A 26,211-nucleotide genomic window follows, 5' to 3' on the forward strand; every position below is an offset into this window, starting at 1 on the left:
TCGCGTCCTGCTACCGCCCAGGTACCTACATCCTTGTAGGCAAGGCGAATTTACGCACCAATAGCTGGCTATTGGAAGTGAATTCAACGCAGTTAGCGCTAAAACTGGCTGCTAGAAAGGCATTAATTATCCGAAGCTCAGGTAAATTACTTCAGCAGTAATGAATCTTGCTTGAATTTAGCTGACACAAAATAATGGATTTGTGCAAACGCGATTTGCAATAAGTGAGTGTAGAAATGAAATAGCCGAGTTAATACTCGGCTATTATGAAGAATAAAGGTGTTTATTACCCAACTTAGATCATTCTGGCTTGCTTAGCTCAAAATGCATATAGGCTTTGTCAGAGACAATACGTCCTCTTGGCGTGCGTTGAATAAAACCTTGTTGGATCAAAAATGGCTCTATCACATCTTCGATGGTTTCTTTTTCTTCTCCAATTGCCGCAGCAAGGTTATCCAGACCAACCGGGCCACCGGTAAACTTTTCAATGATTGCTAGCAGATATTTGCGGTCCATATAATCGAAGCCACATTTATCAACATCGACCATATCCAGCGCTAAGTGCGCAATCTCTTCAGTGATAGAACCATCACCCTTCACTTCAGCAAAGTCTCTTACCCTGCGTAGTAAACGATTTGCTATTCGTGGTGTACCGCGCGCTCGACGCGCTACTTCAGTTGCGCCCGACTCGCTGATCTCCAAGTTTAAGTGATACGCTGAGCGAGTAACAATCGCAGACAAGTCCGCAATCGAGTAAAACTCCAAGCGCTGCACAATACCAAAACGGTCTCTCAATGGTGAGGTTAACGAACCGGCACGTGTCGTTGCGCCAACCAAAGTAAAAGGCGGTAAATCCAGTTTAATTGAACGTGCAGCAGGACCTTCGCCTATCATGATATCCAATTGGTAGTCTTCCATTGCAGGATAGAGAATTTCTTCCACCTGAGGACTTAAACGATGGATCTCGTCAATAAATAACACATCCCCTTCTTCAAGGTTAGTGAGCAATGCGGCCAAATCTCCCGCTTTTTCAAGCACAGGTCCCGAAGTGGTTTTAATATTCACCTCAAGCTCGTTTGCAACAATGTTCGCAAGCGTAGTTTTACCTAAACCAGGGGGACCAAAAATCAGCAAGTGGTCTAAGGCTTCTTGCCTTGAACGCGCCGCCGCAATAAAGATTTCCATTTGCTTTTTAACATGCGGCTGACCGGTATAATCGTTCAGTAGTTTAGGTCTAATCGCCCTGTCAACTAAATCTTCATTACCTTGGATCTCAGGTTCAATTAATCTATCTGCTTCAATCATAGTTACATCATCGATTTAAGAGCATCTTTAATGATACTCTCGGTCGTCATGCCTTCTCTGTTTACGGCTTTTACCGCTTTTTGTGCTTGAACTTGTTTATACCCTAATGCCATTAAGGCTGCAATCGCTTCATCTGCTGGGGTATCACTTACCGTCGGATGCTCTTGCGGCGCAAGTACAGCGGCATCGCTAAACGGTGTGAGTAAGTCATTGCCAAAGTCTTTTAACTTATCTTTCATTTCAAGTACTAAACGCTCAGCGGTTTTTTTACCAACTCCAGGGATCTTAACCAAAGTAGTTGCATCGCCATGATTCACGCAGCTAACAAATTGCTCTGCAGACATACCCGACAAAATTGCAAGACCGAGCTTAGGACCGACTCCGTTTGCTTTAATTAACGTTCTAAACAATGCACGTGCGATCTTGGTATTAAAACCAAACAGTAACTGCGCATCTTCACGCACCACAAAGTGGGTAAATACTGAAACCGGCTCGCCCACGCTTGGTAATTCATAAAAACAAGTCATAGGCATTTGTACTTCATAACCTACACCTGCAACATCAATTAATATCTCTGGTGGCTGCTTTTCTAACAGTGTTCCGCTTAATTTTCCTATCATGGTTATCTCAACCTTCCTCTTACGGTTTTACGCGCTGCGCCTGCCATTTTTATTAAGTTTTGCCTTGAGTGCGCGTGACAAATCGCCACAGCCAACGCATCTGCTGCGTCAGCTTGGGGTGTGCCAGGCAATTTTAATATGCGCTTTACCATTTCCTGTACTTGGGCTTTGTCTGCACCACCGGTACCCGCAACGGCTTGTTTAACTTGTCTTGCCGAATATTCACTCACGACCACTGACTGCATGGTCGCCGCAACAATGGCCGCACCTCGCGCTTGACCAAGTTTTAAGGCTGAACTTGGATTATGCGCAACAAACACTTGCTCAATCGCAAAGTCGCTTGGTGAAAACTGCTCTATGAGCTGTGTGATCCCTTGATAGATCATTTTTAATCGAGTGGGAAAGTCATGTTCACCAACTTTAATGCAACCGCTCCCTAAATATTGGAACTTTGCCCCCTGGTGAGCAATCACACCATAGCCTGTAAATCTTGACCCCGGATCAATTCCTAAAATGACAGCCAAACGCATCGTCTCTTGATTTTTTGGTTATAATGCCAAAATACTGTATAGATTACCAGTTATAAGCTAGTACATAAGATCAAAAAAGGCGACCTAAGCCGCCTCTTTTATATCAGGTTGACGAACTTACTCGCCCTCACCTTGCTCTACTAACTGCTTTTCTATTGAGATAGCAAGCTCTTTTAGCGCATCTGGATTTGCAGGGCTTGGTGCATCCGTCATCAAGCACGACGCTTGCGTTGTTTTCGGGAACGCAATAACGTCACGGATGTTGTCAGTGCCACACAGTAGCATCACCAAACGGTCAAGACCGAATGCCAAACCTGCGTGTGGAGGCGTGCCATACTTCAGAGCATCGAGTAAGAAACCAAACTTCTCTTGCTGCTCAGACTCTTCAATGCCAAGGATCCTGAACGCTGCCTGCTGCATTTCGTTGTTGTGAATACGAACCGAACCGCCACCTACTTCGTAGCCGTTAAGTACCATATCGTATGCATCAGAAAGTGTACCTGCTGGGTTTGCTTCAAGTTCCGAAGCACTTACGCCCTTAGGTGCAGTAAACGGGTGGTGTACCGCGTGTAGGTTGCCTTCGTCGTCTTCTTCGAACATCGGGAAGTCAACTACCCAAAGTGGTGCCCACTTATTAAGATCAGTAATTTCTAAATCAAGACCAATCTTCAGACGTAGCGCGCCCATCGCTTCATTTACGGTATTGCGCTTGTCTGCACCGAATAGAATAATGTCACCTGTGTTTGCGCCTGTGCGCTCAAGCAGTGCATTGATCACTTCTTCGTTCAAGAACTTAGCAATTGGCGACTGTACGCCTTCGATACCAGCATCACGGTCGTTTACTTTCATCCATGCCAGGCCTTTCGCACCATAAATACCTACAAACTTAGTGTATTCATCGATTTGCTTACGTGAAAGTTGTGCGCCACCAGGCACTGACAGTACTGCAACACGACCTTTTTCGTCGTTCGCAGGGCCGCTCAGTACTTTAAATTCAACGTCTTTTACGATGTCTGCAACGTCGATAAGCTCAAGCGGGTTACGTAGGTCTGGTTTGTCCGAACCATATTTGCTCATCGCTTCGCTGTACGGCATCACTGGGAACTCACCCAAATCAACGTCTAGGAAAGACTGCCACATTTCGCGGATCATTTTTTCTGTCACGCCACGAACTTGATCTGAGCTCATAAATGACGTTTCGATATCTATCTGAGTGAACTCTGGCTGACGATCGGCACGTAAGTCTTCATCACGGAAACATTTTACGATTTGATAGTAGCGGTCAAAACCAGACATCATTAGTAGCTGCTTAAATAGTTGCGGCGACTGCGGTAGCGCATAGAAACTGCCTTTGTGAACACGACTTGGTACTAGATAGTCGCGTGCACCTTCAGGTGTCGCTTTCGTTAGTACTGGCGTTTCAATGTCTAAGAATGCATTTTCATCCAAGAAACGACGCACAAAGCTACTCGCTTTAGCACGCATCTTAATGCGATCGCTCATTTCTAGACGGCGTAGGTCTAAATAACGGTACTTAAGACGACGCTCTTCAGAGTTTTGCTGATTGAAGTCAAGCGGTAATGGTTCTGAACGGTTGATAATGGTTAAGCCAGTGCCTAAGATCTCAACTTCACCGGTTGCCATGTCTTTGTTAACTTGGCTTTCAGGACGCGCACGGACAACACCTTTGATCTGAACACAGAACTCTTGGCGCAACGTATTCGCTTTATCCATTAAGCCTTCCACTTCAGGATCGAATACCACTTGCACAAGCCCTTCTCTATCTCTTAAATCGACAAAGATTAGGCCGCCAAGGTCACGACGTTTATTGATCCAACCACATAGTTCAACTTCCTGATCTACATGGCTCTTATTTAGTTTTCCGCAGTATATAGAGCGCATAAAATTCCTGTCAGTCCAATTTGCTCTTACGACTAATCACTTCTCACCACACAATATGAATTCACAGTATTGGTAAGCCAGTCGCTAAGACTCATTTTCAATAACCGCCAATTATATAAAAATACGCTGCATTGTCATCCTCAATCTAAGGATCTGATACACTATTCACACATTTAATCGTTGTTTTGATCACTATGTTGTATCTGGGTTGCCCACAATGGAGTAGCGCACACTGGAAAGGTCGAGTATTTTCCAGCCATTGTAGCGCCACAAATATGCTCAAAGAGTATGGCCAAATTTTTAATAGCGTTGAAGGTAATACGACTTTTTATGCCGATCCAAATCCGCAGACCGTATTAAAATGGCTAGAACAAGTGCCCGATGACTTTCGCTTTACGTTTAAAATTCCTAAGCGCTTTAGTCATGAAATGGCACTTAGCCATTGCCAAGATGAATTATTGACTTGGTGTAAAAACATGGCACCGTTGTTCCCTAAATTGGGCGTGTTAATGCTGCAATTACCTGCGCAGTTTGCGCCTGAACATATAAATAAAATGCGACAATTTTTATCTTGGTTGCCCAAATCACTAACTGTTGGTGTTGAAGTACGACATTGGGACTTTTATCGTAAAGGTGATGCTGAGCGCAGATACAACCAATATTTAATCGAAAATAACTACAATCGCATCGTGATGGATACTCGCGCACTCTTTAGCGAGCCTGCCAGTACCCCTGCGATAGTAGATGCACAACAAAAAAAGCCGCGATTACCTGTACATGCTATTGCCACAGGAGACAGCCCAATTCTGCGATTTGTTGGTTGCTCTCAGCTGGAGTCTAATAGAGACTTTTACCAGCCTTGGTTAACTAAACTCAATCAATGGCTCAGTGAAGGTAAATCACCTTATGTGTTTTTCCATACCGCAGACAATTTTGATGCGCCATTTTTAGCAAGACAATTTATTGCTGATTTAGAGGTACATCATCAAGTAAGCAATCCATTCCCCGCTGAAAAAGAAGCAAAGCAAGAGGCGCTGTTTTAATGTCCCATCCCTATTTTTTAAACTACTCCGAGCAAGTCCAGACTCAAGTCACTCAATTAATAGAGAGCAAGCGACTCAGTGCTTTTTTCAAAAGCCGCTATCCTGAACCGCATCAGATAAAAAGCGATAAGCTACTTTACGAATATGTAGAAGGATTAAGACAACAGTACTTAAAAAATACCCCACGGGTATCGCAGGCCAAGTTTGAGAAGCGCAACAATATGGTATTGAATGCGTTAGGAACACATACGTTCAAAACCACACGGCACGGGCAAAAACAAAAAACGTCGCACCAAATACACATCGCAGCGCAGTTAAAACACGCTCCCGAGGCGGTGTTACGAGCATTGGTTGTACACGAGCTAGCGCACTTTAAAGAGAAAGACCATAACAAAGCGTTTTACAAGCTTTGTCAGCACATGGAGCCCAACTATCATCAACTTGAGCTAGAATTACGGCTATTTATGCTGATGTGTGAGACAGAAGGAAACACCAATTACACTTAACTTAAGTGTAATTGGTGTTTTGAGAAATTAGCGTTTACAGCTTGGTGTAAATCCACCCGCACGCGCTTTGTTAGCGGTTGTTTGGGCTGTTGTCATGTTGGCTTGTAATTGCTTAATTCGGTTTTCTGGCGCAGGGTGCGTCGACATAAATTCTGGTGGACGCTGTTCGCTCATTTTCGCCATATTTTGCCAAAGTGCAACAGAGCCTTCAGGATTAAAGCCCGCCTTAGCCATTAGATCTAAGCCGATAACATCCGCTTCGCTTTCATGAGAGCGGCTAAATGGCAGCGCAACGCCGTACTGCGCACCAAGACCTAATCCCTGCATAATGGCATTGCGATATTCGACATTATTCATTTCAAGCACCGCCGCACCTGCTTGCAGGCCAAACTGCAACACACTGTTTTGCGATACGCGCTCATTAGCGTGTTCAGCAATAACGTGCCCTACTTCATGGCCCATCACTGCCGCAAGTTGATCTTGGTTTTCTGCAACTTTGAGAATCCCCGTATGAACCCCAATTTTACCACCAGGTAGCGCAAATGCATTGGCAGAATCATCTTCAAATACCACAACTTCCCATTGCTGGTTTGCGTAGTTTGCAGGGAGTTGTGCTATTAAGGCATTTGCAATACACTTAACGTAGCGATTGGTTTTGGCATCAGTATCGACTTTTTGCTCTTGCTTCATTTGTTCAAAGCTCGCAACACCCATTTGGTCCATTTGCTGCTCTGAATAGAGTGCTAACTGAGTGCGTCCGGTAGGCGATGTTTTACAACCAGCAAGCGTTGCCGCCACGGCTATCGCGAGAACCAGTTTTTTCATAACTTGTTCCTTTTCTTTTTTACAACTTAAGTTTCTCTAAGTTTACCGCAATTTCGTCACTTAACGAGACTAACTTAGTACAATATAAAAAATTTTTCATGAACTTCTGCTGATCAGAACGCCGTCTTTTCGTTGCTCTACTCCAGTGCACCGAGTTCCATCTCCATAATAAAGCGTCTCTGATTGGTGTATTTATTCTGCTTAACATTAACAAGGTAACAATACCAACATATGAAGTCATCAACACTCCCTGCAATACTCTTACCATTACTGGCTAGTATTGTCGCGATAACGCCTTTGGCTATCGACTTGTATCTCCCCGCGATGCTTGCGATTGCAGACAGCTTGAATAGCCCGCTTGAGCAAGTACAGGTTTCTCTTAGTAGCTATTTAGCAGGTTATGCTGTCGGCATGATGGTGTTTGGCCCCCTTGCAGATAGATTCTCAAGACAGGCGTTAGCTATTTGGGGATTAGTCGGCTTTACCGCATCGTCAATTGGGCTTGCGCTGACGAATAACATCGATATGTTTTGCTTCTTACGGGTCGTTCAAGCATTTTGTGGTGCTGCAGCGACTGTCGTTGTACCTGGCGTGATCCGCTATTATTACAAAGAGCACACAGCCAAAGGGATGTCTTATGTTTCGATGATCATGATGATCGCGCCACTAATTGCTCCCTCTCTTGGTGCATTGATCTTGTTGTACTTTGATTGGCACGCCATTTTTTGGTTTTTAGCGGTTTATGCTGTACTGGTTATCATCGCATTACAATTTTTCTGTATCGCAATTCCGACCAAAACTGATGTACCGCTTAGCTTATCGTTTTTCTTAAAAAACTATCGCATTGTGTTAACACAAAAAAAGGCCCGCTACGATATTCTTTCTTCGATGCTGGCATCATTCGCATTCTTTTGTTTTTTAACCTCAGTTTCGTTTATCTATCTTGAGTATTATGGTGTGTCGGAGCAGCTGTTTGGAGTGTTATTCGCCATGAATGTGATTGCATTGATGCTCGGTAACTTTGCCAACACGCGTTTAGTGCCAAGGCTTGGTTCCAGAAAAATGCTCAATATCGGTCTTACTATTGGTATCGTCTTCGCGACACTACTGGTGATACTCAGTAGCCAATCAGTCTCAGTTTGGGTGCTAGCTTCTGCCATTGCACCTTTGATGATGAGTCTGGGGATCATTGCCAGCAACGCTGATGCGCTGATATTACTGGGCTTTGAGCATCAAACCGGTACCGCTACCGCGGTGATAGGCACACTACGATTTGGTAGTGGCGCTTTGGTCGGCCCTTTACTTGCACTCGCGGTTCCTGAATCACCTTTGCCATTCTCAAGCTTTATGTTCGCCGCCATTGTGCTGACTATCGTCTGCCAATTGTTAAATAGGCGTTTTGAGAAAAATGTCAACGCTACAGAAATCAAAGAATAATACACAAAAAGCCCCGACTCGCGGGGCTTTTCTCTATAATCGTTATTAGCTCAGGTTAATTTAGTTCTTTATCTTTCCAGAACTTAGTGCCTTTTACTGTTGCTTGCAGTGCCAAACCACTTTCAGTAAAGGTGTACACAGTAACATCGCCATAATAGGCTTCGCCTTCTACCGACGCACCTTTTTTAGCGGCTTTCGCTGCAGCATCTGCATTTCCGCCAAACGTCCAGCCTGAAGTAACAAACTTATTCATTGCTTCAGGAGTATGGAATACCATCACAATACGATAATCTTTTACACCTAGACCAAGGCCTACGCCACCTTCAGCCATATTCATATAAGTGTTACTTCCTACCGTATTATCGTGTACGACACCGTAACCTGTTCCAGCTGCAACAAATAGCAGATTAATATTGGCATTAGAAAAAACAGCATAGCCCGGTGCTGCCGCAATTTGCGAACGCGTATCTGGCTTTTTGCTGTAAAGCTGAGTAAGTACATCGTTTTTCATATCTAGGATGGCACGTTGCTTTTCAACCTTGTCACCATCGCCCATTGAAGCACATGCACTAAGCATGACGGCCAAAAAACCAGCCATTAAATGTTTAACGTTTACCATAGGTTTTTCCTTTCCTGCATTAATTAAGAATAACACGACCTATCATAGACGCTTAGTTTGAATGCTGGATTAATTTAGAGATATGTTTCGAGTCTTGCCAAACCAGCGGCAAAGTTACGCTTACCCGTTCCTAAACGGAAGTGGCACTCGCTCTCCAATAGAAATAACTTTGCGGGTAACAATAGCGTGTTCGAGACTTCTGCAAATTGACGTGACCACTTTTCAGAATCCCTTACTGAATTAACCTTCAGCAATGACAACACTCCTCCACGAGGCTCAACCCAAGTCACTTTTTGCGAGTATAAACTGACAAATTCACGCATCAATTGGACATTATTTCCAATGATTTTCGAATTACACGCTAAGATAGTGTCACTATGCAGTAATGCGGTCGTCGCCAATAAATCATCCACTTTACTGCCGCAAATGCTTAAGTAGCTTTTACCAGCCAACAGCGCATCCGCTAGTGCTTTCGAACCGCAAATTGCCCACCCTACTCGGATCCCAGGTAAACCCATGCTTTTGGATAATACACCTAACGTAATCGACCGCGGATAAGCCGAAAAGCGCCCACTTACGGCGCGGTCATCGCCATGGTTCTGTGCTGATACTTCATCACTTAAAATGTAAGCACCGCACTGCTCTGCTAGGAGCTGTATTTGTCCAACTTCTTTGTCAGTCAAGCCTGCGCCCGTTGGATTATGAGGGGCATTGACAATAATGAGTTTGGTTTTTGTCGTCACTGCGTTTTTGAGTCTTTCTATATCAAACTGCCAGTTGTTCTCTTCTCGCAATGCCACCGACTTGACGATAGCGCCAAACTGTTTGGGGAGTGTTGCAAGCGATGGGTAACTTGGTGTGCAGACCACCACCTCATCTTGTGGGTCTAGTAATTGCGCCATCGTAGTGAAAATAGCTTCTTGAGCACCGCTAAACGTCACGATTTGATTAAGATCTACACATGCAGTCGTCGACAGATGATAAGCTTTAATCGCCGCTTTTAGCTCTTCACTGCCCGCAATCGGATTGTAACCCAGTTCAATGTCTGGCATTTTGCCGCCACCAAGCTCAATAAGTTCTCCAAGCGTGACGCCTTGAGCGCAGGAATCACTCAAGTTGATATCGATGGGCGCAGCCAAGCTTTGACTAAACTGAATGTGATCGGGTAATAATAATTCCATTCTTTAACCTAAAGAAATCATGCCAGCACTTTGGCTGGCATGGGTATCAACGACTATTTAAGACGCCATAGCGTAAGTTGGCATCGCTCTAGTTCAACTTTACGTGCGTTTTTGCTTATGGCGGACATTACTTCATCTTCAGCCAACAGTTCAAAATCTCGTCCGAGTAAAATTTCTAAACCATCACGGCCTGTGACATTCTCACCACTGACCTTATAACCGCCCAACCAGTTTTGTGCTTGGGTTAGCGCTTTGTCCCACTGATAAGCAGAACTTATCGCAAGGATCCCGCCTGCATTCAAGCGCGATTTAATTTGGTTCAAGAAGGTTTTTGGTGAATATAAGTATTCCACAACACGATGACACAAGATTAAGTCATACTCTGCGAATTGTGGTTTAAGGTTATGACCATCCCCTTGGCAAAAATGAATACGCTCACTGAGTTCATTAAAACCTAATTGCGAAGTAGACACTTCGTGGAAGTCCACAATTTCACCTTCAATCTCGGTAGCAAAGCGTACCGGCGAGCCTTCTTTTAAGGCCAGCGCGTGCTGAATATTGCGCGCAGTAAAATCAATGCCATCTACTTGAGTAAAGTGTTTCGCTAATTCAAAACTTGCACGACCGACCGAGCAACCTAAGTCCAGCGCTTTATTTGTATTACCTTGATAATGCACCATTAGCTGTGAAACAACACTTTGTAATGGATTGCCAAAATGCATAACAGGCTTGCCATAGTGGCTATGTAGCGCATTGGCAACGTCAGCATCCATTTCACACAAGTTGACCTTTTGCACTGGCACTTGTGAACTCTCACTTTCGATGTATCTAAATCCTGCATGTTGGAAGAAGTGCCGTCTAAAGGCATAACGAGAATCTCGCACGGCTTCATTACCTGTAGAAATCCAAGAACCACCTTTGATCAGATTATGTTTACCGTCAAAAGTGGGTGTAGAGAAATCATCGTATAAAGGGTGCACTTTAAAGCCGCTATATGCGTCAATCGGACTTTCCGTCCATTGCCAAACATTGCCGATGATGTCGAATAGTCCTTCAGTTTCAAAACGATTAACCGGACAGCTTGAAGCACATACCTCAAGGTTAATGTTTCCCGGCGCTTCGCTCCATGTCGGCAGATCAACATCGAGCTTGTCGCGCAGCACTTGCCACTCAGCTTCTGTTGGTAAGCGTACAAAGTGCTCACTTTGCTCAGACTTCCAATTACAAAAAGCCTTCGCTTCAAGGTAATTAACCTCAACTGGCCAATTGAGTGGTAATGGGATTTCCTCGGCTAAGTTTCGTTGCCAAAAGCCTGTGTCTTTTTTTACCCAAAAGCGCGGCATGGTTGATTTAGTTGAAGCCAGCCAAGCTTGACCTTCAGCCGTCCAAAACTCTGGCTGCTTGTAGCCACCAGCTTCGACAAAGGTTAAAAACTCTTGGTTTGAGACCACATATTTACTGGCCTTGAATGGCGCCACATTGACGTCTTGTACACCATATTCGTTATCCCAACCGTAGGTTTGATTTGACTCGGGTTTACCGAGGCGAACATCACAACCGCTTACTGAGATTAGGTTGTTGTCAGGTGCATCACCGTACTCATCACACGCTTCCCAACCGGGTTGTAAAGTTAAGTCAGCCAGCGGCAGCATCCGCATAATTACAGAAGAGGTTTCTAGATGGATACGTTCGTGTTCAATACCCATTAGGACAACCCACGCAAGGCTCTCCTGAGTAATTGGTAGGGTAATATCCATCTCATCGATTAACCCGTTAATAAGCGCATTCACTTGTTGGCGATAAGCACGCACTTCTGGCACTGTTGGCCAATCGTAATTATTGCTATCAAGGTCGTCCCAAGACATTTCGTCTACCCCAACGGCACAGGTAGATTCAATATGGGGATTAACACGTTGAGTGATGTATTTCCCTAACATCAACTTATTAACGTAAAAACAAGCGGTATGACCGAAATAGAAGATGAGAGGATGCCGCAACCGCTCAGCCTTCACAAAATAGGCGTCGTCATTGTTGATATTGCTAAATAATGATTCGTACTGCTGCCAGCTATTGTTGAAGTATGCTTTGATCTCAGCGCGCTTTTTCTCTACGTCGCCACCTGAAAGCCAGATTGGCTTTAATGTATTTGGTCTTTCCATACAATTATCTTCTTTAAACTTGCTACTTCGATACATACACCATTTCAATGCATGCAGCTTTTAATCTTTGCTCACGTTGCCACTAAATACTGATGGCATCTTGCTGTATACGTTTGATAATCTAGCTTAGACCACTGATATCAACATTTTATGACCTTAACTTATTCACATTTAATTTTCACTGCCGACAGGACTATTTTCAGAAAAAACTTCACTTGGCACATCTGGCATATATGATAAAAATAAAAAGAGCGCAACTTAGGTCACGCTCTTTTGGCAGCGGGGCTGCATCACAATGAAATTTACGCGACTGCAGACTCTAGAGACTCAGGCGGGCTTGACTCCAATGTCAAAGATGCCATCACCATAATATTGGCGATAAACCACAGGTCTTTAATCACAAATTGTCCCAAGCCGCCAAGTAAGCTCATGTCGCTAAACGCGCCCGAGGCGGTAAACAGAAAGCTTTGCGTCATAACAAATACTGCGAGACATCCTAGGCTTGCAACCCCAATCAAGATTCGCTGATTAAACCAAATGCCAATGCCGAGCAAACCTGCCATCAATAAATCATAGGCGCCTATGATATTTGATGCTTCCTGTACGGAAAACAAGTCATACATCCAAGACATAAACGGTGAAGTTTCCACTAGCGGCACGATTGCCTTAGCTTCGAGTTCGAGAAACTTCATTCCACCGATCCAGGCTAAAACCAATGCCACGGGCAAATAGTTTGCCCATACGAGCGGTCGCGTATTGATATGATGGCGGCAGTATAGAAATAGTGCGATGGGTACTAACGCAAAGTACTTGATGATCCCTTGCCCAGAACCAATAACGGGAAAGCCGCCATGGGCTGATATCCAGCGGTTTTCAGCAAACAATGTCAACAATGTAAATAAACTAATGATGGCGACTAAGGTTAGCGGCCACGCTGCCGGAACAATCTTACATTGCTGTAAAATGACTAGACCCGCGGCGACCATTAACGCAAAGCCAAATACAATACCAAGCGTGGCAACAGGCACCCACTCTGTTAACCCGTAAAAGCTAAAAGTGTCTGAAATGGTATTTGGCCCAGCGCCAAACAAAAATGAAATGCTAAGCAGTAATAAGCTCACAGCTAACACGCCTGAAATAGAATAATCGATAGTTCTGAACGACATATCTAACCTCTTAATATGCTATTGTCTATAAGACCTGAGGTTTTAGAAAGTTCATTCAGCGTCTGTGTAATTAATACCAACTGCAAGATAGATTGAGTAGCTAGACAGGCCCTAATTCTATCGGAGCTCTTGACGCCAGTGCGTCGCAAAGTCAATGAGCCGCGTTAATATTGGGCTTTGAAATTTATCTTTACGCGTCACCAGCCAAAACTGCCTCGGTTCGGCTTTTAAACCTGAAAGCGCCTTAATTCGTTGCTGTGCTATGGCATGTTCAGCGGAGTATTTTGAGATACACGCTAAACCGAGCCCTGCCGCCACACCATTTATAATCGCCTCGGTAGAATTTAACTCAAATGCGGTTCGCCACGACGTAAGCTGCGCAGCAATATTCGCTAAGAAAAACTCTCGACTGCCGGAGCCTTGCTCCCGCAACAGCCAATGAGATTGACTTTGCATAAGAGTTTGAAAGTCAGTTACCGAAAAGTCCACTGCACTCACGATACACATTTCATCTTCAAACCAAGGCATGATGTCTAAATCCTCGCCTATCACTCGACCTTCAACAAAACCAATGTCTAATTCGTAATCACGAAGCATGGCGCACACCTTCGCCGTATTGGTGATAAACAACTGCTGTTGCGTGTGTCCGGTTTGCTGCTGAAAAGCCGCTAACATGGGAGGCAGTAAATGATTGCCTAAGGTATCGCTGGCACCAATTTTAATTTCGCCATATAGCCTCTCGTTTTCTTTAAATAGGGAATCTAAGAAGCGACACCTATCAAGCACTTGATGCGCATGCGGTAGTAATAGCTCTCCAGCTGGATTTATCATTAATCGGTTATTTACACGATCGAATAACGATTGCTCGAGATGCCGCTCTAACTCCGCTAGTGCCATGCTAACAGCTGCCTTAGTTAAACATAGCTTATCCGCTGCGGCCGTGATCGAACGCTCTTGCACGATTACCGTAAATACATTGAGTTGCTTAAGGGTTATCATTAAAGTTAAGAATTATTGAACACTAATTTAAATATATTCAGATATTCTTAATTAAAGCGCAAGCGTATTATCCCTTCACCGAACAATTGTTGTGAAATTACGCATGGCTACTCTTCATTCTTATAGTAAAAAGCTCACCGCCAATATCCCCACCCCGATGTCTGGTCTTGCTCTTGGGCTGGCTAGTTTAGGCTGGTGTATCAGTAATCTCTTTCCCGCACTCTTTGTATTAAAACCTTCAAGTGCACTTCTGGCTGGCTTTATTTTATTGCTGTTAGTGCTTAAGTTTATTCATCAACCAGCTCAATTAAGAGCAGATCTCGCAGATCCAGTGATTGGGAGTGTATTACCAACCAGCGCCATGACCATCATGGTGATTTCTCATAGCATCTCGGCCTATTCTCATCTTATCGCAACTGTGGTTTGGCTGCTCGCCATTGCACTTCACTTAGGGTTGCTAACCAGCTTTGTGTATTTTCGCGGCCGCAATTTTGAGCTTAACCAGCTAGTGCCAAGTTGGTTTATTCCCCCTGTGGGGTTTGTCGTTGCCGATGTCACCTTTAACGGCATGTCAGCGTTGCAACCTTTGGCTATGGGGCTTTGGTACTTGGGAGTGATATTTTACTTACTGCTGCTACCGTTCATGATTTACCGTTTGTGTCGAGGCAGTGCCATACCACAGCAAACCCAGCCCACAATTGCAGTTATGGCAGCGCCTGCGAGTCTATGTTTAGCAGGATATTTAAGTGTCCACCCAATGCCAGCGGCTGGCGTGGTGTTTGCTTTACTGAGCATTGCTATTGTTATGACCTTAGCGATATACATTGCTTTTATTCAGCTTCTGCGGCTGCCATTTAGTCCTGCTTTCGCGGCATATACCTTTCCCTTAGTCATCGGCGTCACCGCCATTAGTAAGGTCGTCACTTGGCTCAGCAGCGAGCACTTAAACTCAGGCTGGCTAAGCTTGTTGCAATACCTAGTTTGGCTTGAACTTGTTGTTGCGATCGCTGTAATTAGCCACGTTTGTGTTCACTATGCGCGATTCTTACTAAAAATAAGCACCGCCAATTCAGAGAGTTAAAGCTAATATTGCAATAACCTAAGCGCGCACCATTTACTTAGCATGCTAACTAACTTAAAATACTTAGCATGCTAAGTAAATATACCTTAAGTCATGTCGCCACTTCCATTTCATGAAACACTCGATCTTAGTCTCTGTGGCAAGTTAGGCCGAGTCCATAGAATTTGCCGTCAAGCTGTAACCCAAGCTGTAGAGCCACTCGGTTTTACCCAGCCACGCTGGACCGCCATGATGCATATTCATCATTTAGGTGAAGGCTGCACACAACACCAATTAGCGAGCAGTTTAGATATCGAAATGCCGAGCCTGACTCGCACGATGAAACAGTTAGAAGAAAATAATGTAATTGAGCGCCGCATTGATAAGCAAGACAAACGCTGTCGTAAAATCTACTTCACCGCGCACGGGCAAGCCCAGTTAGCGCAGCTAAAGATGCGGATCAGTGAAGTGAAGGCACATTTATATCATGGGCTTAGCGATGACGAGCTCAATGCTATTGCACATGCTTTGGTCAAACTTGAGAACAATGCTCAGCAATGTTGTGACAATATTTCTGAAAATGGGAGTACCAGTGAGTAAACTTAGTCCAGATCAGCAATTTTCCCGCTACGTAAAGGTTTCAATCGCCGTTTTTGCACTCTGCTTTAGTTATTTTATCTTTGCTGATCTCTACATACCAATGACGCCTCAGGCGCGTGTGTATCATCAAGTAACCAAAGTGACGCCTAAAATCAGTGGTGAAGTGCTTACAGTGAATGTCAGCAATAACCAAAGGGTTCAGCAAGGGCAATTACTGCTTACTATCGATGAGGCGCCGTATCGGTTAGCATTAGCTAAGGCTGAGCTCGCTTTGGCAGAAGTTAATCAACAGAACAAACAATTAGATGCACAAATAGTTGCCCAGCAAGCGCAAATAGAGGCTGCTGTAGCTAAGTATGATGAGCAACAACGACTGTATAAGCGCAGCCAATCTTTGCTATCACAACACGCAATTTCAACGCAGGAATCAGATCAAATTCAAGCAAATTTTGCGACGGCTAAGTCACAGCTTAGGGCACTTAGAGCTAATCTGCATGCACTTGAAGTAAAGCGTGGTGCAGCCGACGAACATAATATTGCACTACAGCAAGCACAAAATGCTGTAGAGCAGGCTAAATTGCAGCTCAGTTATACCGAAGTCCGCGCGCCTCATGATGGCATCATTAGTAACTTACAGATCACTACGGGTACCTATGCTCGCACGGGAGTGAGTCTAACCAGTTTGGTTTCGGACAATGTTGACTTAGCTGCGGATTTCAGAGAAAAATCGCTTTACCACGTCAAAATTGGCGAACAAGCATTAGTGAGCTTTGATGCGTTACCGGGCAAAGTCTATCCTGCCGTGATTCATGAGTTTTCTGCTGGCGTAAGTGATGGACAACTCAATGCCGACGGCCAATTGGCTGCCGTTGAGACTTCCAACCGCTGGGTGCGAGATGCGCAGCGTCAACGCGTTCATTTAGCATTTGATGAGCCATTACCTTTACTAGCAAGTGGTGCAAGAGCGACAGTTCAAGTCCTACCTGAAAGCACTTTGCTTGCAACGCTTGCACAAGCGCAAATCAAATTCGTCAGTCTACTTCACTACGTTTATTGATATGAAAGTTGCACTGAACGCCAATGACCTGAGACAGATGCTGCGTATTGCAACTGGCAGTACGCTAGGTTTTGCACTAAGCAAACTGCTCAACTGGCCGTACGGTATCTTTTTTACCGTATATCCCATGCTGCTGCTTGGATTAGTACCAATGTTAAATGCACATATAGTGCGCCAGTTTATCTTAAGTGGGTTGCTCTGTGCCTTTTCGGTATTGGTGCTACAAGGGCTATTTGGCTTCCACCCTGCGTTAATGTCCTTACTCACTTTTGCCTTATTTGCCTTTTTGTTTTTGCAAATGAGCAAAGGCGTTAACTTCTTATTTGGCGCAATGAGTGTGGTGGGACTATCAATCCAACTTCATTTTGCCAGTTATGCTTCAACCAGTGGTGGCTTATATTCACTCATAGCCAGTAACTCTCTGGCTATTATCATTAGTATCGCAACTGCATATGTAATGCATTGGTTATTTCCGGACGTTACCGTGCGTCAATTACCACCACGGCCAGCAAAAGATGCGGCAAGTATTCGCCATGAAGTCTTACTATGCGCCACCGTAGCCACACTCTCATTTATGGTATTCCAAATCCTAGATTTACAAGATTCCGTTTCCGCTCAAGCGGCATCAATATTAATTCTCTTTCCACTGAGTTGGAAAGCAGCGGGCACAGCAGGCTGGCAACGTGCAGTTGGCACGCTGATAGGTTGTAACTTAGCGTTAGCAGCGCAAATCCTACTGCAAACCTATAGCCAAATTTTGCTTTTTCCAATTTTGATTTTATGGATCTTAGTCTTCATTTTTAGTCGCTATCACTTGCTAAGTGGTGGTGCTCCTGGGATTGGCTTTGGTATTATTACCACTTTTGGGATCTTGTTTGGTCAGTCTCTCGCACCAAATCAAGATTTAATCTACAGCGCACTATATCGCTTCAGTTCAGTGAGCGTTGCAATTACGGTAAGTCTCTGTGCAATCTACCTTATTCATCGCCTACTTAACCACTTTAGTGCAACACGCCACCACACCTACGGCTGAATAAAAGGAGTCCACTTGAAGCTTGGAAAACGCTTACAGACTTTGCATGACATTGTTACTGAAGACTATCAACATATTTGGGACTGCTGCTGCGATCATGGCCAGCTTGGCGCACAATTTTTAGATTCGAGCCAAGCGCACATACACTTTGTTGATGTAGTCCCAGCGCTTATCGCGAAAGTGAAACTAGATCTCGCGCGCTTCTTTCCAGAAGCTGCAACGCGCTATAGCCTTTACACCCAAGACGTTGCGAAGCTCCCTCTAGCACAGTACTCAGGCAGGCAGTTAGTGATCATCGCAGGTGTTGGCGGCGACTTAACCGCAGAACTGATGACAAGCCTTTGCCACAAATTACCTGACGAGGTCGATTTCTTGCTTTGCCCAGTTCATCATCATTATACCCTGAGGCAAACCTTACAATCTTTGCCACTTAAGCTGATCCATGAATCACTGGTTGAGGAAAATCGACGTATTTACGAAGTACTCTATCTCACTTCAGGTAAGACTGGCGCTGCCATAACTCCATTGGGCAAAGCGATTTGGCAACAAGGTACGCTTTCCAAACGCTATTTAGAGAAAACGCTGGATCATTATGCACGAGTTGCCAAAGGCAAACCCGAAGCGCAAGCCATTTTATCAGCTTATCAACACCTTACACCATAAAACATAGCGTACTCAGCCAGACTAGCTGAGTGCCGTAACTTAATCGCTGATAGAGCCCACTATTACGCTTTTGCTTGTAAGCGTTGACAAGCTGATAGCTAAAACCGACACAAACAAGTACACAAGCAGTAGAAAACCAAGCAAATAGTGAGTTTAACGGGCTTACAAACCAAACCAATAAAGGAGCGATAAGTAAACTTAATAGCATTACCATGCCCGCGAAAGAATGAATATTACACGCTCGACTTGGCGAGGTCGTGTATGGATCGAGATCCATAGGAAAGAAACCTGCAACAGCGGTTGCTAGACCATGGCAAACAATCAAACCGCCAATAACACCTAACGCCCAGTTCCCGTCAGGTACCAAGATGACATAAAAACCAAAACAACAAAATAGCAGGGCCAAGGGGTAATTATTAACAGCAGGAGACAATCGCTCTGTAGGGCTACCACTGGCGCCTAACTCACTACAAAATTGATTTTTGTGACTATAATTTGGATAACGTTTGGCAACGCCATACACCCCTACCAGCATCCATATACTTGCTAGTATGCCAAAATAACTCACCAACTCTTGGAACATTACGCCTATCCTTAATGCGCTAAATTTATGTCTACATACTTTATACTAATTTAGGAACATCCGAAACCAAGCGGCTGCATTCAATTTAGTGTATTTTCCAGCGCTCCAAAATAGCTTGTTGTTGACCACTTTGGCTTAATTCCGCCAGTGCATGCTGTAGGTGGTTCGCAAGCTCATTGGGAAACTCTGCATTCACCGCCAGAGCCAGCTCACTTGGAAAGTGCTCAAGAAGTAACTTATGCTCAATTGCTTTTGGATCCAACTTAAGGGCATTTAGCTCTTTCTCAAGTGTTAGTGTGTTGGTTAGTACAAAATCAATCCGGCCCTTATACAATAAATTCCAAAGACTTTGGTAGTTTGACACTAATACCAACTCATAGCCTTCAGAAAAGCCAGCTTGCTTGAGAAAGGTTTCACTATAATAACCACGTATGGTTCCGGTACGATATCGCTTTGCAGCGTCAAGGTTGTTTATTGACGTTTGAGATTGTTTCAGGCCAATAAGTGATGCGGATGTATGGCACATAGTCCCCAAAAAGCGGAAATAGACTTCCCGAGTTGGTGTCTTTAGCCAAGATAACAGCACCACATTAGGTTTAGTTTCTAATTCGTGTAACACACGTGCCATCGGCATTATTTCAACTTTAGCAGTAACATTTGCTTTATCTGCTACCGCTTGAGCAAGCTCAACCAGGCCACCATCCACTTCTCCTTGGCCATTAATAAAATGATAGGGAGGCAAATTTTCCGCTACAAAATGCACCGTTTCTTGCGGCGAAGCAATTATCTTGGTTGATAACAGTAGCGCTATTAGGAATAAAATCTTCCAGATCATTTTATCTCAATAAATTAAATAATCATTTGGTCAGTGTGCCCGTATTTGCATTGCAATTCAATCCGCCGCAATCGCAATATTGCCTCAAAAGTATTTCATTTGATAATCCAGTACATCATGTAGTAATGGTTTTACCTCAATATGGGTACCGGCAGCTACTTATGGCCTGCGTTTACCGCAGCCAAACCTTGCCAATCTTCTAAATCTTGTTCTGGCTTTTCAGCACGAAATTGTTGATACAATGCAATACCTTGCTCATCTTCTAAAATATCAACCCGCACGCCCTTACTTTCAAGTAACGGCTCATTGCCTGAAGCATTCGTGATATCCCCCACCACGACTCGCTGAAAACCACGCATATAAAGTAATGTTGCGCATACATCACAAGGACTTAGGCTGGTATACAAAGTGGTTTTACTAAAATCAATCCGTCCCGCATCTCGAATTGCCGAGGTTTCACCGTGGTTATATGGATGGCTCTCTTGTACTAACGTATTATGTCCTTTACCTACAATTTGATTGGTCTCGTTATCAACAATAACCGCACCAATTGGACAACCCCCCTCTTCGTAACCTTTTTTTGCCAGTAGCACTGCGATGCGCATAAAGTCTTTATCGCAAAGCTTACGCGTAAAGTCGCTATCGAGTAGTACGCCAAGACTCTTGGTTGGCATATGTGCAATGGCATTGAGCGCTTCACTATTTACTTGGGTTTCTGCGTTGAGTAATACAGTCATTTTTATTTCCTTGTTGTATTATATGAACCAAGCTTAACGCTATAATTTGGCGAAATTATGAAGTACCCAATCACATAGTTTATCTAACCAAGGTTTTGCCGTGTCAAGCGGCCAACCGCAATTAATCCGCAGATGATCTTGATACAACTCGCGACTTGTAAATAAGCTGCCTTGGCGAATTTCAACCCCGAGCTCAGCGAGCCGAAAAGCGAGTACATCACAATTAATATTAGGCAGTTTCAGCCATAATGCCATTCCACCCCGTGGAGAAGATATTTTACAGCCCTTTGGTAATCGCGATTTCAAATAGCTTTGGTAAGCGAAGCAGTGTGCCGCTAAGGTACGATTAAGCGTCCGTAAATGGCGCTGATAATGTCCCGTCTCAATAAAGCGTGATACCGCCATTTGTAAACATTGATTTGGCATGCCGTGAAATGCCTGCATAAGTGCTGACACTTGGCTTTGAAAACGTCCAGCTTCACACCATCCAACTTGCAGGCCTGGCGCTAACGTCTTAGACACTGAGCTACACCAAATTACATATCCGGCTTTATCCCACGCCTTTATCGGTAAAGGCATTGTGTGATTATGACTCAGCTCCCCAAAGACGTCGTCTTCGATAATCGCCACCTGATACTGTTCAGCAAAGTCTGCAAGCCATGCTTTTTGTTGCACAGACAGACTATGCCCCGTTGGGTTTTGGTGATTTGCCGTAAGCAAACACGCAGATACCCTTTGCGTTGTCACAACCTGTTCTAGAGCTCCTAGATCAAGTCCTTCCGGTGTCGTTGGGATCTCAATCACCTTGAGTTGTAGCGTCGCAAGTAGTTGCAATAAACCTTGATAACAAGGTGATGGCACCACCACACAATCCCCCGCTTTTGTAACGGCCTGCAGCCCCGCCATCACGGCTTGAATACAGCCGCCCGTCACCACAAGATTATCAGGGTTAAGCGCCAACCCCTTTTGTTTAAAGTGCTCGGCTAGATTCTCTCTGAGCGACATCAGTCCCATCGCGCTTGGATAATGAAAATGGTGATGCTGAGGAGAGTCGAACGCGCGCTTTATAAACTTAGTTAGGCGATTTATGGGCATCAACTCGGGCGCTACTTGCACCGTCGATAACATCGTATTGAGCCCTACGACAGAGGGTCTTAACGCACTTTTAGGAGATTTAACTTCACTTTTAAACGTAGCAAAGTCAATGTCGCTATTTTTAGCCTCTGGTTTGCAAATATAAAAACCAGACTTCTCTTGGGAAACTAAAAAGCCATTATCCTGTAATTCCTCATAGGTTCTAATTGCAGTACTCATACTCACGCCATGCTGCTTGGCAAAGATCCTAAGCGAAGTCATTTTTTCACCGCATTGACGTTCACCGGTGTTTATCTCGGCAATTACCTGCTCACTTAATGTAATAAACTTCCTCGCCATCTGTACCCCTAACAACAAAGAATTTTGTATCTGTACTGTATTTTTACCGAAGTTACACTGTAATTCCAGTATTCGTTCACAAATAGGATTGGCACATGACGATGACACACAACCAATGGCAAGCATTACCCCAATTACTCACTGAGTTTTCTAAACTTACCGAGGCATTTATAGAGTCGAGCAATAGTCGCTCAGTCGCAGGTCGCGATATTGCTCCGCCCGACCTAACACTCACAGAGTCTGGAATTGCATTTGAGTCACTGATAGAGATTTTTAGTAAACAAGTAGTGCCAAACTTAAGCACCAGTATTGGGCCTAGGTATTGGGGATTTGTCACTGGCGGCGCAACGCCTATTGCCACCTTTGCCGATTGGCTAGTGTCAACCTATGACCAAAATGTCTCAAAGGGCGATGGCTCCATTGCGACCAGTATAGAGCGGCAGGCCATTCGCTGGCTAACCGAATTATTCGACCTACCAGCAAGCTTTGATGGTCTTTTTACTACAGGGGCGACAGCAGCAAATTACTTAGGTGCGGTCGTAGCTCGCCAGTTTGCTGGACATCAACAAGGGATCAATGTGGCAGAAGATGGAGCCTTCGGTTTGGAAGTTGAGGTTTTTTGCGCGACGCCCCACGCGAGTATGATTAAGGCGCTTGGTCTTGCAGGCCTTGGCCGCAACCAAATCACGAGAGTCGCAACGCAATTAGGCAATGAGGCTACGGATATTGCAGCGCTTGAGTCAGCGCTTGCAACAAGTAACGCCAAAGGAAAAATTGTCATCGCCAGTGCCGCCACGGTTACCGGCACTAATTTTGACGATTTAATGCAGATCCGGCGATTATGCGATAAACACCAAGCTTGGCTGCATGTTGATGCTGCATTTGGCATTTTCGACCGTTTGGTTTCTGGCTCAGAAGGTCGCACTAAGGGGCTAGAGTTAGCCGATAGTATTACCTTGGATGCACACAAGTGGCTCAATGTGCCATACGACTGTGGGATCTTTCTTACTCGTCATTTGCACTACTTGGTTGAAAGCTGCGACGTTCCAGCACCTTACTTGGTCACATCAAAAGTCGACCCCGACTTTTTTTCGATGGGTGTAGAAAACTCTCGTCGATTTAGGGCACTGCCCGTTTGGATGTCATTACTTGCCTATGGTAAAGACGGGATCCGTCAGTGGGTAAGTAAAAATATTGCGCAAACTAAACAACTTGCAGACTGGTTTGCTGATTCTCCAGACTATGAGTTAGTCTACTACGGAGAGCTGAACGTGGTGCTTTTCAAGCCAAGTGGCAAAGACGACCACGCGACAACCGCCCTTCTTCATGCCATTAATGCAGACGGCCGTATATTTGTCAGCCCTGGGAGTTGGCAAGGACATAAGGTGATCCGTGCAGCGCTCAGTAATTGGCAAACGGAGCAAGTTGATTTAGACATAGCAAAAAGCGCATTAACCGAATTAGCTAAGGCGCTTTAAGGTTATATATTTGAAGTTAGCTAACGCTGTGGTTAGGAGTAATACTTTGCGCCAATTTGCGACTGTATTCCTCAAAATCGATATTGCTTTGCTCACCAAGTCCAGCCACCGCATGAGAAATAAACTGCGGTGGTACAAATAGATAAGTACGTTTTTTAAATTTCCAATGACGCACGATGTGCTTAGGCTGATGCTTGTCTTCATCTAACCCAGCCAACGAAAATAAGTCTTGCCAATCACTCTCAGTATCGCCTGTCGACTGGGCAATGCTTTGTGGTTCGATACTGAGCAAAATTGCCGACGTTTGTGGCACGCCCATCAACAGTTCACCAATAAAAAAGATGCTTCCACTGCGGCACAGCTGCTGCTGTGCTTCCGTCATCTCTGATTGCTCTGTCATCTTCGCCCTTTGATATTGCATCCCATTAAACATGGACTTGGCAAAAGGCAGCTGCTTTTCAGAAAACTCTCGATTTAGTACATGCTGAAACAGCGCTTTGCCTAGCGTATTGCCTACGCCATCATGACTAAAAGTGCCTTCTTCCACATTGGTTTCAATGAAAAGCCCTGACTCTACCAAAATATTTTTCACGGCTTGATAGTTAAAGATTGAAAACGGCTTACCCGTCACCGGATTTGTTGTCGACGTCACCGCTTTTGTCATCGCAGCAAAAAACACACTAATATCAACGAATGCACTTTTTAAGTCAGTGTCAAAGCTCTGAATGCTATCCGCCGTGGCACACAACATGATATTACCCGTTTCATTAAACACATAATGTTTAGTAATTGGAGTATATATTGGCTGTGATTGCAGCTTTGCTGGTTTATCTTGCTTGCTAAACCAAGTTGAGAACATTATCTACTCCCAACATTAACTGTCCTTTTTAGTCGTTTTACTGGCTGCAGTGGTTTGCGGCGGTGCGGCTATGACACTGCGCATTGATTCAATCAGATTATTAAACTCTGGATCTGACATCGCCTCATTGAGCGATGCCGCTTGCTTAACAAATACAGGTGGCACAAATAGGTATACTGATTTGCACAGGCTTAACTGCACGTCTGCATGCCCGCCTTGTAAACAAGGGCCTGCTTGCCACACCGATTTGACATCATTGGCATCCGCTGAGATAACAATTGGCGCAATAGAAATAGCACCGAGTAAATATTCGCAAACAAAAATAATCGTCCCGACCTTTTTGTCTTGGCTGTCGGAACTCGCACTGATACTTACCGAGGCTTGCCCCATACCAGCGATCATATCCATCAATGATTTACCTATGGAAGCTAAATTACCACTGAGTCCCAGTAAAGTTTGGATCAATTGGCTTGATAAAGTAACGCCACTTTGCTTACTTTCAAATTGAATATTGCTATCTGTCACTTTGACAAAAAGACCTGAGCTTGAGACTAATTTATTGAGTGCATCGTAGTCGTACAGACTTGCCCCAGCTTCTGCCATCGCTTTTGTGAGCGCGGCAAAAAATACGCTGACTTCACCAAACGCATTTTCAGCTTCTTGCGGCAATACACTTCCACCTGCGGTACTGTTTAGCGTACTTGCGATAAATAAGTTGCCGGTGGCATTCACTACAAATTGTTTAGTCGCTGGCACTTCATTGCTGTTTGTCGTCGTTAAATTAGCGGCCCTGGTTTGTGCATTGCTCACTACAGTGCCTGGTTGAGATGTTGGCATACTCGTTCCTTAGATCTTGATCTAGCAGATATTCTTTTTATGTCGATTTAGTGTAGTCGCATTTTAAATTACTTAAAATTTACTTTTGTGATTTTTTACAACTCACTCTATGTCATAAAATATCCTTGCTTAAGTTCGATCTAACTTCATTGGAATAAATCTAATACCGTTTTTCTGTGCTTCTTGCCCTGTAGCCTGAAAACCTAGCGCAGTATAAAAAGATGCTGCATTTAGCGATGAGCACAATGAGACTTGAGCTGCGGATGTACTCGCTATTACAGTATCTAATAGTTGCCGACCAACCCCTTTACCTTGGGCTGACTTGGCAACAAATAAATGGGTGAGATAGTTACCATCTCTTAATAAAGCAAATCCAATCAGCTCACCGTTTAATAACGCCTTGGCACCGACAAAATTGGCGTTGCACATCACCTGAATCACTTCAGGTATTATTTCGTTTAAATAAGTATCTTTTCCAAGCTGCGAAAAATGGGGTAAGACGTCAGCCTCTGAAACTTCACGCATTAGGGCCTGTTGACCTTCGCTGTTTGATTTTTGTTCTTCTGAGTGTGTTTTTGGTCGCGACGCTCGACTTGCCGCCTAGTAATCTAGGCAAAAGTTGAGCAACAATGAACAAAGCGCACTCAGATGAACCCAAAGGGCAGCGCTTGATTGGCATTTCTACTGTGTTATCGCCTGACTCACATAGAATAACTATGCTACGCATGATCTGCCTTGTATAA

General features: G+C 44.4%; 26 protein-coding genes and 1 pseudogene. 9 read left to right on the plus strand and 18 right to left on the minus strand.

The annotated features are described in order from the left end of the window. Window positions 1-300 precede the first annotated feature (300 nt). From ruvB to aspS, 4 genes are all read right to left on the minus strand, one after another. The gene (ruvB, locus tag CWC03_RS22515; RefSeq protein WP_128727758.1) at window positions 301-1,305 is read right to left on the minus strand and encodes a Holliday junction branch migration DNA helicase RuvB; all 1,005 of its coding nucleotides are present in this window, start codon (window positions 1,303-1,305) and stop codon (window positions 301-303) included. A gap of 2 nt (window positions 1,306-1,307) precedes the next feature. After that, window positions 1,308-1,925 carry a Holliday junction branch migration protein RuvA gene (ruvA, locus tag CWC03_RS22520; RefSeq protein ID WP_010377584.1) on the minus strand — a complete coding sequence of 206 codons (618 nt, stop codon included), beginning with the start codon at window positions 1,923-1,925 and terminating at the stop codon, window positions 1,308-1,310. Between the two features lie 2 nt (window positions 1,926-1,927). Further along, window positions 1,928-2,449 (minus strand): crossover junction endodeoxyribonuclease RuvC, encoded by a 522-nt coding sequence (gene ruvC / locus CWC03_RS22525; RefSeq protein WP_010605128.1) that lies wholly within the window; start codon window positions 2,447-2,449, stop codon window positions 1,928-1,930. 123 nt (window positions 2,450-2,572) lie between these two features. Further along, window positions 2,573-4,357 (minus strand): aspartate--tRNA ligase, encoded by a 1,785-nt coding sequence (aspS, locus tag CWC03_RS22530; protein WP_138583748.1) that lies wholly within the window; start codon window positions 4,355-4,357, stop codon window positions 2,573-2,575. A 194-nt stretch (window positions 4,358-4,551) separates the two neighbouring features. Here aspS and CWC03_RS22535 point away from each other — a divergent pair, with 194 nt between their 5' ends. Then, on the plus strand, window positions 4,552-5,400 hold the full coding sequence (locus CWC03_RS22535; protein ID WP_171040315.1) for a DUF72 domain-containing protein: 849 nt from the start codon (window positions 4,552-4,554) through the stop codon (window positions 5,398-5,400). After that, a complete protein-coding gene (locus tag CWC03_RS22540; RefSeq protein WP_138583750.1) occupies window positions 5,400-5,906 on the plus strand; it encodes a M48 metallopeptidase family protein in 507 nt (168 codons plus the stop codon). Before CWC03_RS22535 ends, CWC03_RS22540 begins: the two co-directional genes overlap by 1 nt. 27 nt (window positions 5,907-5,933) lie before the next feature. Here the strand turns inward: CWC03_RS22540 and CWC03_RS22545 are convergent, their stop codons facing one another. Then, window positions 5,934-6,731, minus strand: coding sequence for a M48 family metallopeptidase (locus CWC03_RS22545; RefSeq protein WP_128727762.1), 798 nt, complete (start codon window positions 6,729-6,731; stop codon window positions 5,934-5,936). A gap of 231 nt (window positions 6,732-6,962) precedes the next feature. On the opposite strand from CWC03_RS22545, the gene CWC03_RS22550 reads away from it, so the two are divergent. Beyond that, window positions 6,963-8,168 (plus strand): Bcr/CflA family multidrug efflux MFS transporter, encoded by a 1,206-nt coding sequence (locus CWC03_RS22550; protein WP_138583751.1) that lies wholly within the window; start codon window positions 6,963-6,965, stop codon window positions 8,166-8,168. Window positions 8,169-8,223: 55 nt separating this feature from the next. Here the strand turns inward: CWC03_RS22550 and CWC03_RS22555 are convergent, their stop codons facing one another. From CWC03_RS22555 to CWC03_RS22575, 5 genes are all read right to left on the minus strand, one after another. After that, the gene (locus tag CWC03_RS22555; RefSeq protein WP_010605134.1) at window positions 8,224-8,787 is read right to left on the minus strand and encodes a lipid-binding SYLF domain-containing protein; all 564 of its coding nucleotides are present in this window, start codon (window positions 8,785-8,787) and stop codon (window positions 8,224-8,226) included. Window positions 8,788-8,861: 74 nt separating this feature from the next. Further along, complete coding sequence (locus tag CWC03_RS22560) at window positions 8,862-9,968, minus strand: aminotransferase class I/II-fold pyridoxal phosphate-dependent enzyme (RefSeq protein WP_138583752.1); 1,107 nt, start codon at window positions 9,966-9,968, stop codon at window positions 8,862-8,864. Between the two features lie 53 nt (window positions 9,969-10,021). Continuing rightward, window positions 10,022-12,127, minus strand: a complete 2,106-nt coding sequence (gene ovoA / locus CWC03_RS22565; protein ID WP_138583753.1) for a 5-histidylcysteine sulfoxide synthase — start codon at window positions 12,125-12,127, stop codon at window positions 10,022-10,024. Between the two features lie 302 nt (window positions 12,128-12,429). Further along, on the minus strand, window positions 12,430-13,293 hold the full coding sequence (locus CWC03_RS22570) for a DUF417 family protein (protein WP_138583754.1): 864 nt from the start codon (window positions 13,291-13,293) through the stop codon (window positions 12,430-12,432). 117 nt (window positions 13,294-13,410) lie between these two features. Continuing rightward, window positions 13,411-14,292 carry a LysR family transcriptional regulator gene (locus CWC03_RS22575; RefSeq protein WP_138583755.1) on the minus strand — a complete coding sequence of 294 codons (882 nt, stop codon included), beginning with the start codon at window positions 14,290-14,292 and terminating at the stop codon, window positions 13,411-13,413. A 103-nt stretch (window positions 14,293-14,395) separates the two neighbouring features. On the opposite strand from CWC03_RS22575, the gene CWC03_RS22580 reads away from it, so the two are divergent. The 5 genes from CWC03_RS22580 (at window position 14,396) to CWC03_RS22600 (ending at window position 18,705) form a co-directional block, all read left to right on the plus strand. After that, complete coding sequence (locus CWC03_RS22580) at window positions 14,396-15,373, plus strand: TDT family transporter (RefSeq protein ID WP_171040317.1); 978 nt, start codon at window positions 14,396-14,398, stop codon at window positions 15,371-15,373. 93 nt (window positions 15,374-15,466) lie between these two features. Continuing rightward, on the plus strand, window positions 15,467-15,952 hold the full coding sequence (locus CWC03_RS22585; RefSeq protein WP_138583756.1) for a MarR family transcriptional regulator: 486 nt from the start codon (window positions 15,467-15,469) through the stop codon (window positions 15,950-15,952). Further along, window positions 15,945-17,009, plus strand: coding sequence for an HlyD family secretion protein (locus CWC03_RS22590; RefSeq protein WP_138583757.1), 1,065 nt, complete (start codon window positions 15,945-15,947; stop codon window positions 17,007-17,009). Before CWC03_RS22585 ends, CWC03_RS22590 begins: the two co-directional genes overlap by 8 nt. A gap of 1 nt (window position 17,010) precedes the next feature. Continuing rightward, complete coding sequence (locus CWC03_RS22595; RefSeq protein WP_138583758.1) at window positions 17,011-18,042, plus strand: DUF2955 domain-containing protein; 1,032 nt, start codon at window positions 17,011-17,013, stop codon at window positions 18,040-18,042. A gap of 15 nt (window positions 18,043-18,057) precedes the next feature. Next, window positions 18,058-18,705: a tRNA (adenine(22)-N(1))-methyltransferase gene (locus CWC03_RS22600; protein WP_138583759.1), complete on the plus strand. Its 648-nt coding sequence runs from the start codon at window positions 18,058-18,060 to the stop codon at window positions 18,703-18,705. On the opposite strand, the gene CWC03_RS22605 is transcribed toward CWC03_RS22600, so the two are convergent. The 4 genes from CWC03_RS22605 to CWC03_RS22620 all read right to left on the minus strand — a co-directional run bounded on the left by CWC03_RS22605 (window position 18,695) and on the right by CWC03_RS22620 (window position 22,294). Further along, the gene (locus CWC03_RS22605; protein WP_138583760.1) at window positions 18,695-19,288 is read right to left on the minus strand and encodes a DUF998 domain-containing protein; all 594 of its coding nucleotides are present in this window, start codon (window positions 19,286-19,288) and stop codon (window positions 18,695-18,697) included. The two genes, CWC03_RS22600 and CWC03_RS22605, sit on opposite strands and share 11 nt — an antisense overlap. An 85-nt stretch (window positions 19,289-19,373) precedes the next feature. Further along, on the minus strand, window positions 19,374-20,123 hold the full coding sequence (locus CWC03_RS22610; protein WP_249314108.1) for a substrate-binding periplasmic protein: 750 nt from the start codon (window positions 20,121-20,123) through the stop codon (window positions 19,374-19,376). A 155-nt stretch (window positions 20,124-20,278) separates the two neighbouring features. Next, window positions 20,279-20,860: a nucleoside deaminase gene (locus CWC03_RS22615; protein WP_138583761.1), complete on the minus strand. Its 582-nt coding sequence runs from the start codon at window positions 20,858-20,860 to the stop codon at window positions 20,279-20,281. A gap of 39 nt (window positions 20,861-20,899) precedes the next feature. Then, complete coding sequence (locus CWC03_RS22620; protein WP_138583762.1) at window positions 20,900-22,294, minus strand: aminotransferase-like domain-containing protein; 1,395 nt, start codon at window positions 22,292-22,294, stop codon at window positions 20,900-20,902. A gap of 95 nt (window positions 22,295-22,389) precedes the next feature. Here CWC03_RS22620 and CWC03_RS22625 point away from each other — a divergent pair, with 95 nt between their 5' ends. Continuing rightward, window positions 22,390-23,772, plus strand: coding sequence for a pyridoxal phosphate-dependent decarboxylase family protein (locus tag CWC03_RS22625; RefSeq protein WP_138583763.1), 1,383 nt, complete (start codon window positions 22,390-22,392; stop codon window positions 23,770-23,772). 16 nt (window positions 23,773-23,788) lie between these two features. On the opposite strand, the gene CWC03_RS22630 is transcribed toward CWC03_RS22625, so the two are convergent. The 4 genes and pseudogenes from CWC03_RS22630 to CWC03_RS23835 form a co-directional block, all read right to left on the minus strand. Further along, window positions 23,789-24,631 carry a hypothetical protein gene (locus tag CWC03_RS22630; RefSeq protein ID WP_138583764.1) on the minus strand — a complete coding sequence of 281 codons (843 nt, stop codon included), beginning with the start codon at window positions 24,629-24,631 and terminating at the stop codon, window positions 23,789-23,791. A 15-nt stretch (window positions 24,632-24,646) separates the two neighbouring features. After that, window positions 24,647-25,468 (minus strand): hypothetical protein, encoded by an 822-nt coding sequence (locus CWC03_RS22635; RefSeq protein WP_138583765.1) that lies wholly within the window; start codon window positions 25,466-25,468, stop codon window positions 24,647-24,649. Between the two features lie 129 nt (window positions 25,469-25,597). Next, a complete protein-coding gene (locus tag CWC03_RS22640; protein ID WP_138583766.1) occupies window positions 25,598-25,993 on the minus strand; it encodes a GNAT family N-acetyltransferase in 396 nt (131 codons plus the stop codon). After that, window positions 25,986-26,211, minus strand: a pseudogene (locus tag CWC03_RS23835) (hypothetical protein); the annotation flags it as partial. The gene CWC03_RS22640 and the pseudogene CWC03_RS23835, both read right to left, overlap by 8 nt.

Origin of the sequence: Pseudoalteromonas sp. S2755 (assembly GCF_005886535.1) — a bacterium.
Lineage (GTDB): Bacteria > Pseudomonadota > Gammaproteobacteria > Enterobacterales > Alteromonadaceae > Pseudoalteromonas.

Excerpts from the sequence above, each read along its gene's own strand:
- ruvB (WP_128727758.1), bottom strand. The coding sequence starts at position 1,305 with ATGATTGAAGCAGATAGATTAATTGAACCTGAGATCCAAGGTAATGAA.
- ruvA (WP_010377584.1), bottom strand. The coding sequence starts at position 1,925 with ATGATAGGAAAATTAAGCGGAACACTGTTAGAAAAGCAGCCACCAGAG.
- aspS (WP_138583748.1), bottom strand. The coding sequence starts at position 4,357 with ATGCGCTCTATATACTGCGGAAAACTAAATAAGAGCCATGTAGATCAG.
- CWC03_RS22535 (WP_171040315.1), top strand. The coding sequence starts at position 4,552 with ATGTTGTATCTGGGTTGCCCACAATGGAGTAGCGCACACTGGAAAGGT.
- CWC03_RS22540 (WP_138583750.1), top strand. The coding sequence starts at position 5,400 with ATGTCCCATCCCTATTTTTTAAACTACTCCGAGCAAGTCCAGACTCAA.
- CWC03_RS22545 (WP_128727762.1), bottom strand. The coding sequence starts at position 6,731 with ATGAAAAAACTGGTTCTCGCGATAGCCGTGGCGGCAACGCTTGCTGGT.
- CWC03_RS22550 (WP_138583751.1), top strand. The coding sequence starts at position 6,963 with ATGAAGTCATCAACACTCCCTGCAATACTCTTACCATTACTGGCTAGT.
- CWC03_RS22555 (WP_010605134.1), bottom strand. The coding sequence starts at position 8,787 with ATGGTAAACGTTAAACATTTAATGGCTGGTTTTTTGGCCGTCATGCTT.
- CWC03_RS22560 (WP_138583752.1), bottom strand. The coding sequence starts at position 9,968 with ATGGAATTATTATTACCCGATCACATTCAGTTTAGTCAAAGCTTGGCT.
- ovoA (WP_138583753.1), bottom strand. The coding sequence starts at position 12,127 with ATGGAAAGACCAAATACATTAAAGCCAATCTGGCTTTCAGGTGGCGAC.
- CWC03_RS22570 (WP_138583754.1), bottom strand. The coding sequence starts at position 13,293 with ATGTCGTTCAGAACTATCGATTATTCTATTTCAGGCGTGTTAGCTGTG.
- CWC03_RS22575 (WP_138583755.1), bottom strand. The coding sequence starts at position 14,292 with ATGATAACCCTTAAGCAACTCAATGTATTTACGGTAATCGTGCAAGAG.
- CWC03_RS22580 (WP_171040317.1), top strand. The coding sequence starts at position 14,396 with ATGGCTACTCTTCATTCTTATAGTAAAAAGCTCACCGCCAATATCCCC.
- CWC03_RS22585 (WP_138583756.1), top strand. The coding sequence starts at position 15,467 with ATGTCGCCACTTCCATTTCATGAAACACTCGATCTTAGTCTCTGTGGC.
- CWC03_RS22595 (WP_138583758.1), top strand. The coding sequence starts at position 17,011 with ATGAAAGTTGCACTGAACGCCAATGACCTGAGACAGATGCTGCGTATT.
- CWC03_RS22605 (WP_138583760.1), bottom strand. The coding sequence starts at position 19,288 with ATGTTCCAAGAGTTGGTGAGTTATTTTGGCATACTAGCAAGTATATGG.
- CWC03_RS22610 (WP_249314108.1), bottom strand. The coding sequence starts at position 20,123 with ATGATCTGGAAGATTTTATTCCTAATAGCGCTACTGTTATCAACCAAG.
- CWC03_RS22615 (WP_138583761.1), bottom strand. The coding sequence starts at position 20,860 with ATGACTGTATTACTCAACGCAGAAACCCAAGTAAATAGTGAAGCGCTC.
- CWC03_RS22620 (WP_138583762.1), bottom strand. The coding sequence starts at position 22,294 with ATGGCGAGGAAGTTTATTACATTAAGTGAGCAGGTAATTGCCGAGATA.
- CWC03_RS22625 (WP_138583763.1), top strand. The coding sequence starts at position 22,390 with ATGACGATGACACACAACCAATGGCAAGCATTACCCCAATTACTCACT.
- CWC03_RS22630 (WP_138583764.1), bottom strand. The coding sequence starts at position 24,631 with ATGTTCTCAACTTGGTTTAGCAAGCAAGATAAACCAGCAAAGCTGCAA.
- CWC03_RS22635 (WP_138583765.1), bottom strand. The coding sequence starts at position 25,468 with ATGCCAACATCTCAACCAGGCACTGTAGTGAGCAATGCACAAACCAGG.
- CWC03_RS22640 (WP_138583766.1), bottom strand. The coding sequence starts at position 25,993 with ATGCGTGAAGTTTCAGAGGCTGACGTCTTACCCCATTTTTCGCAGCTT.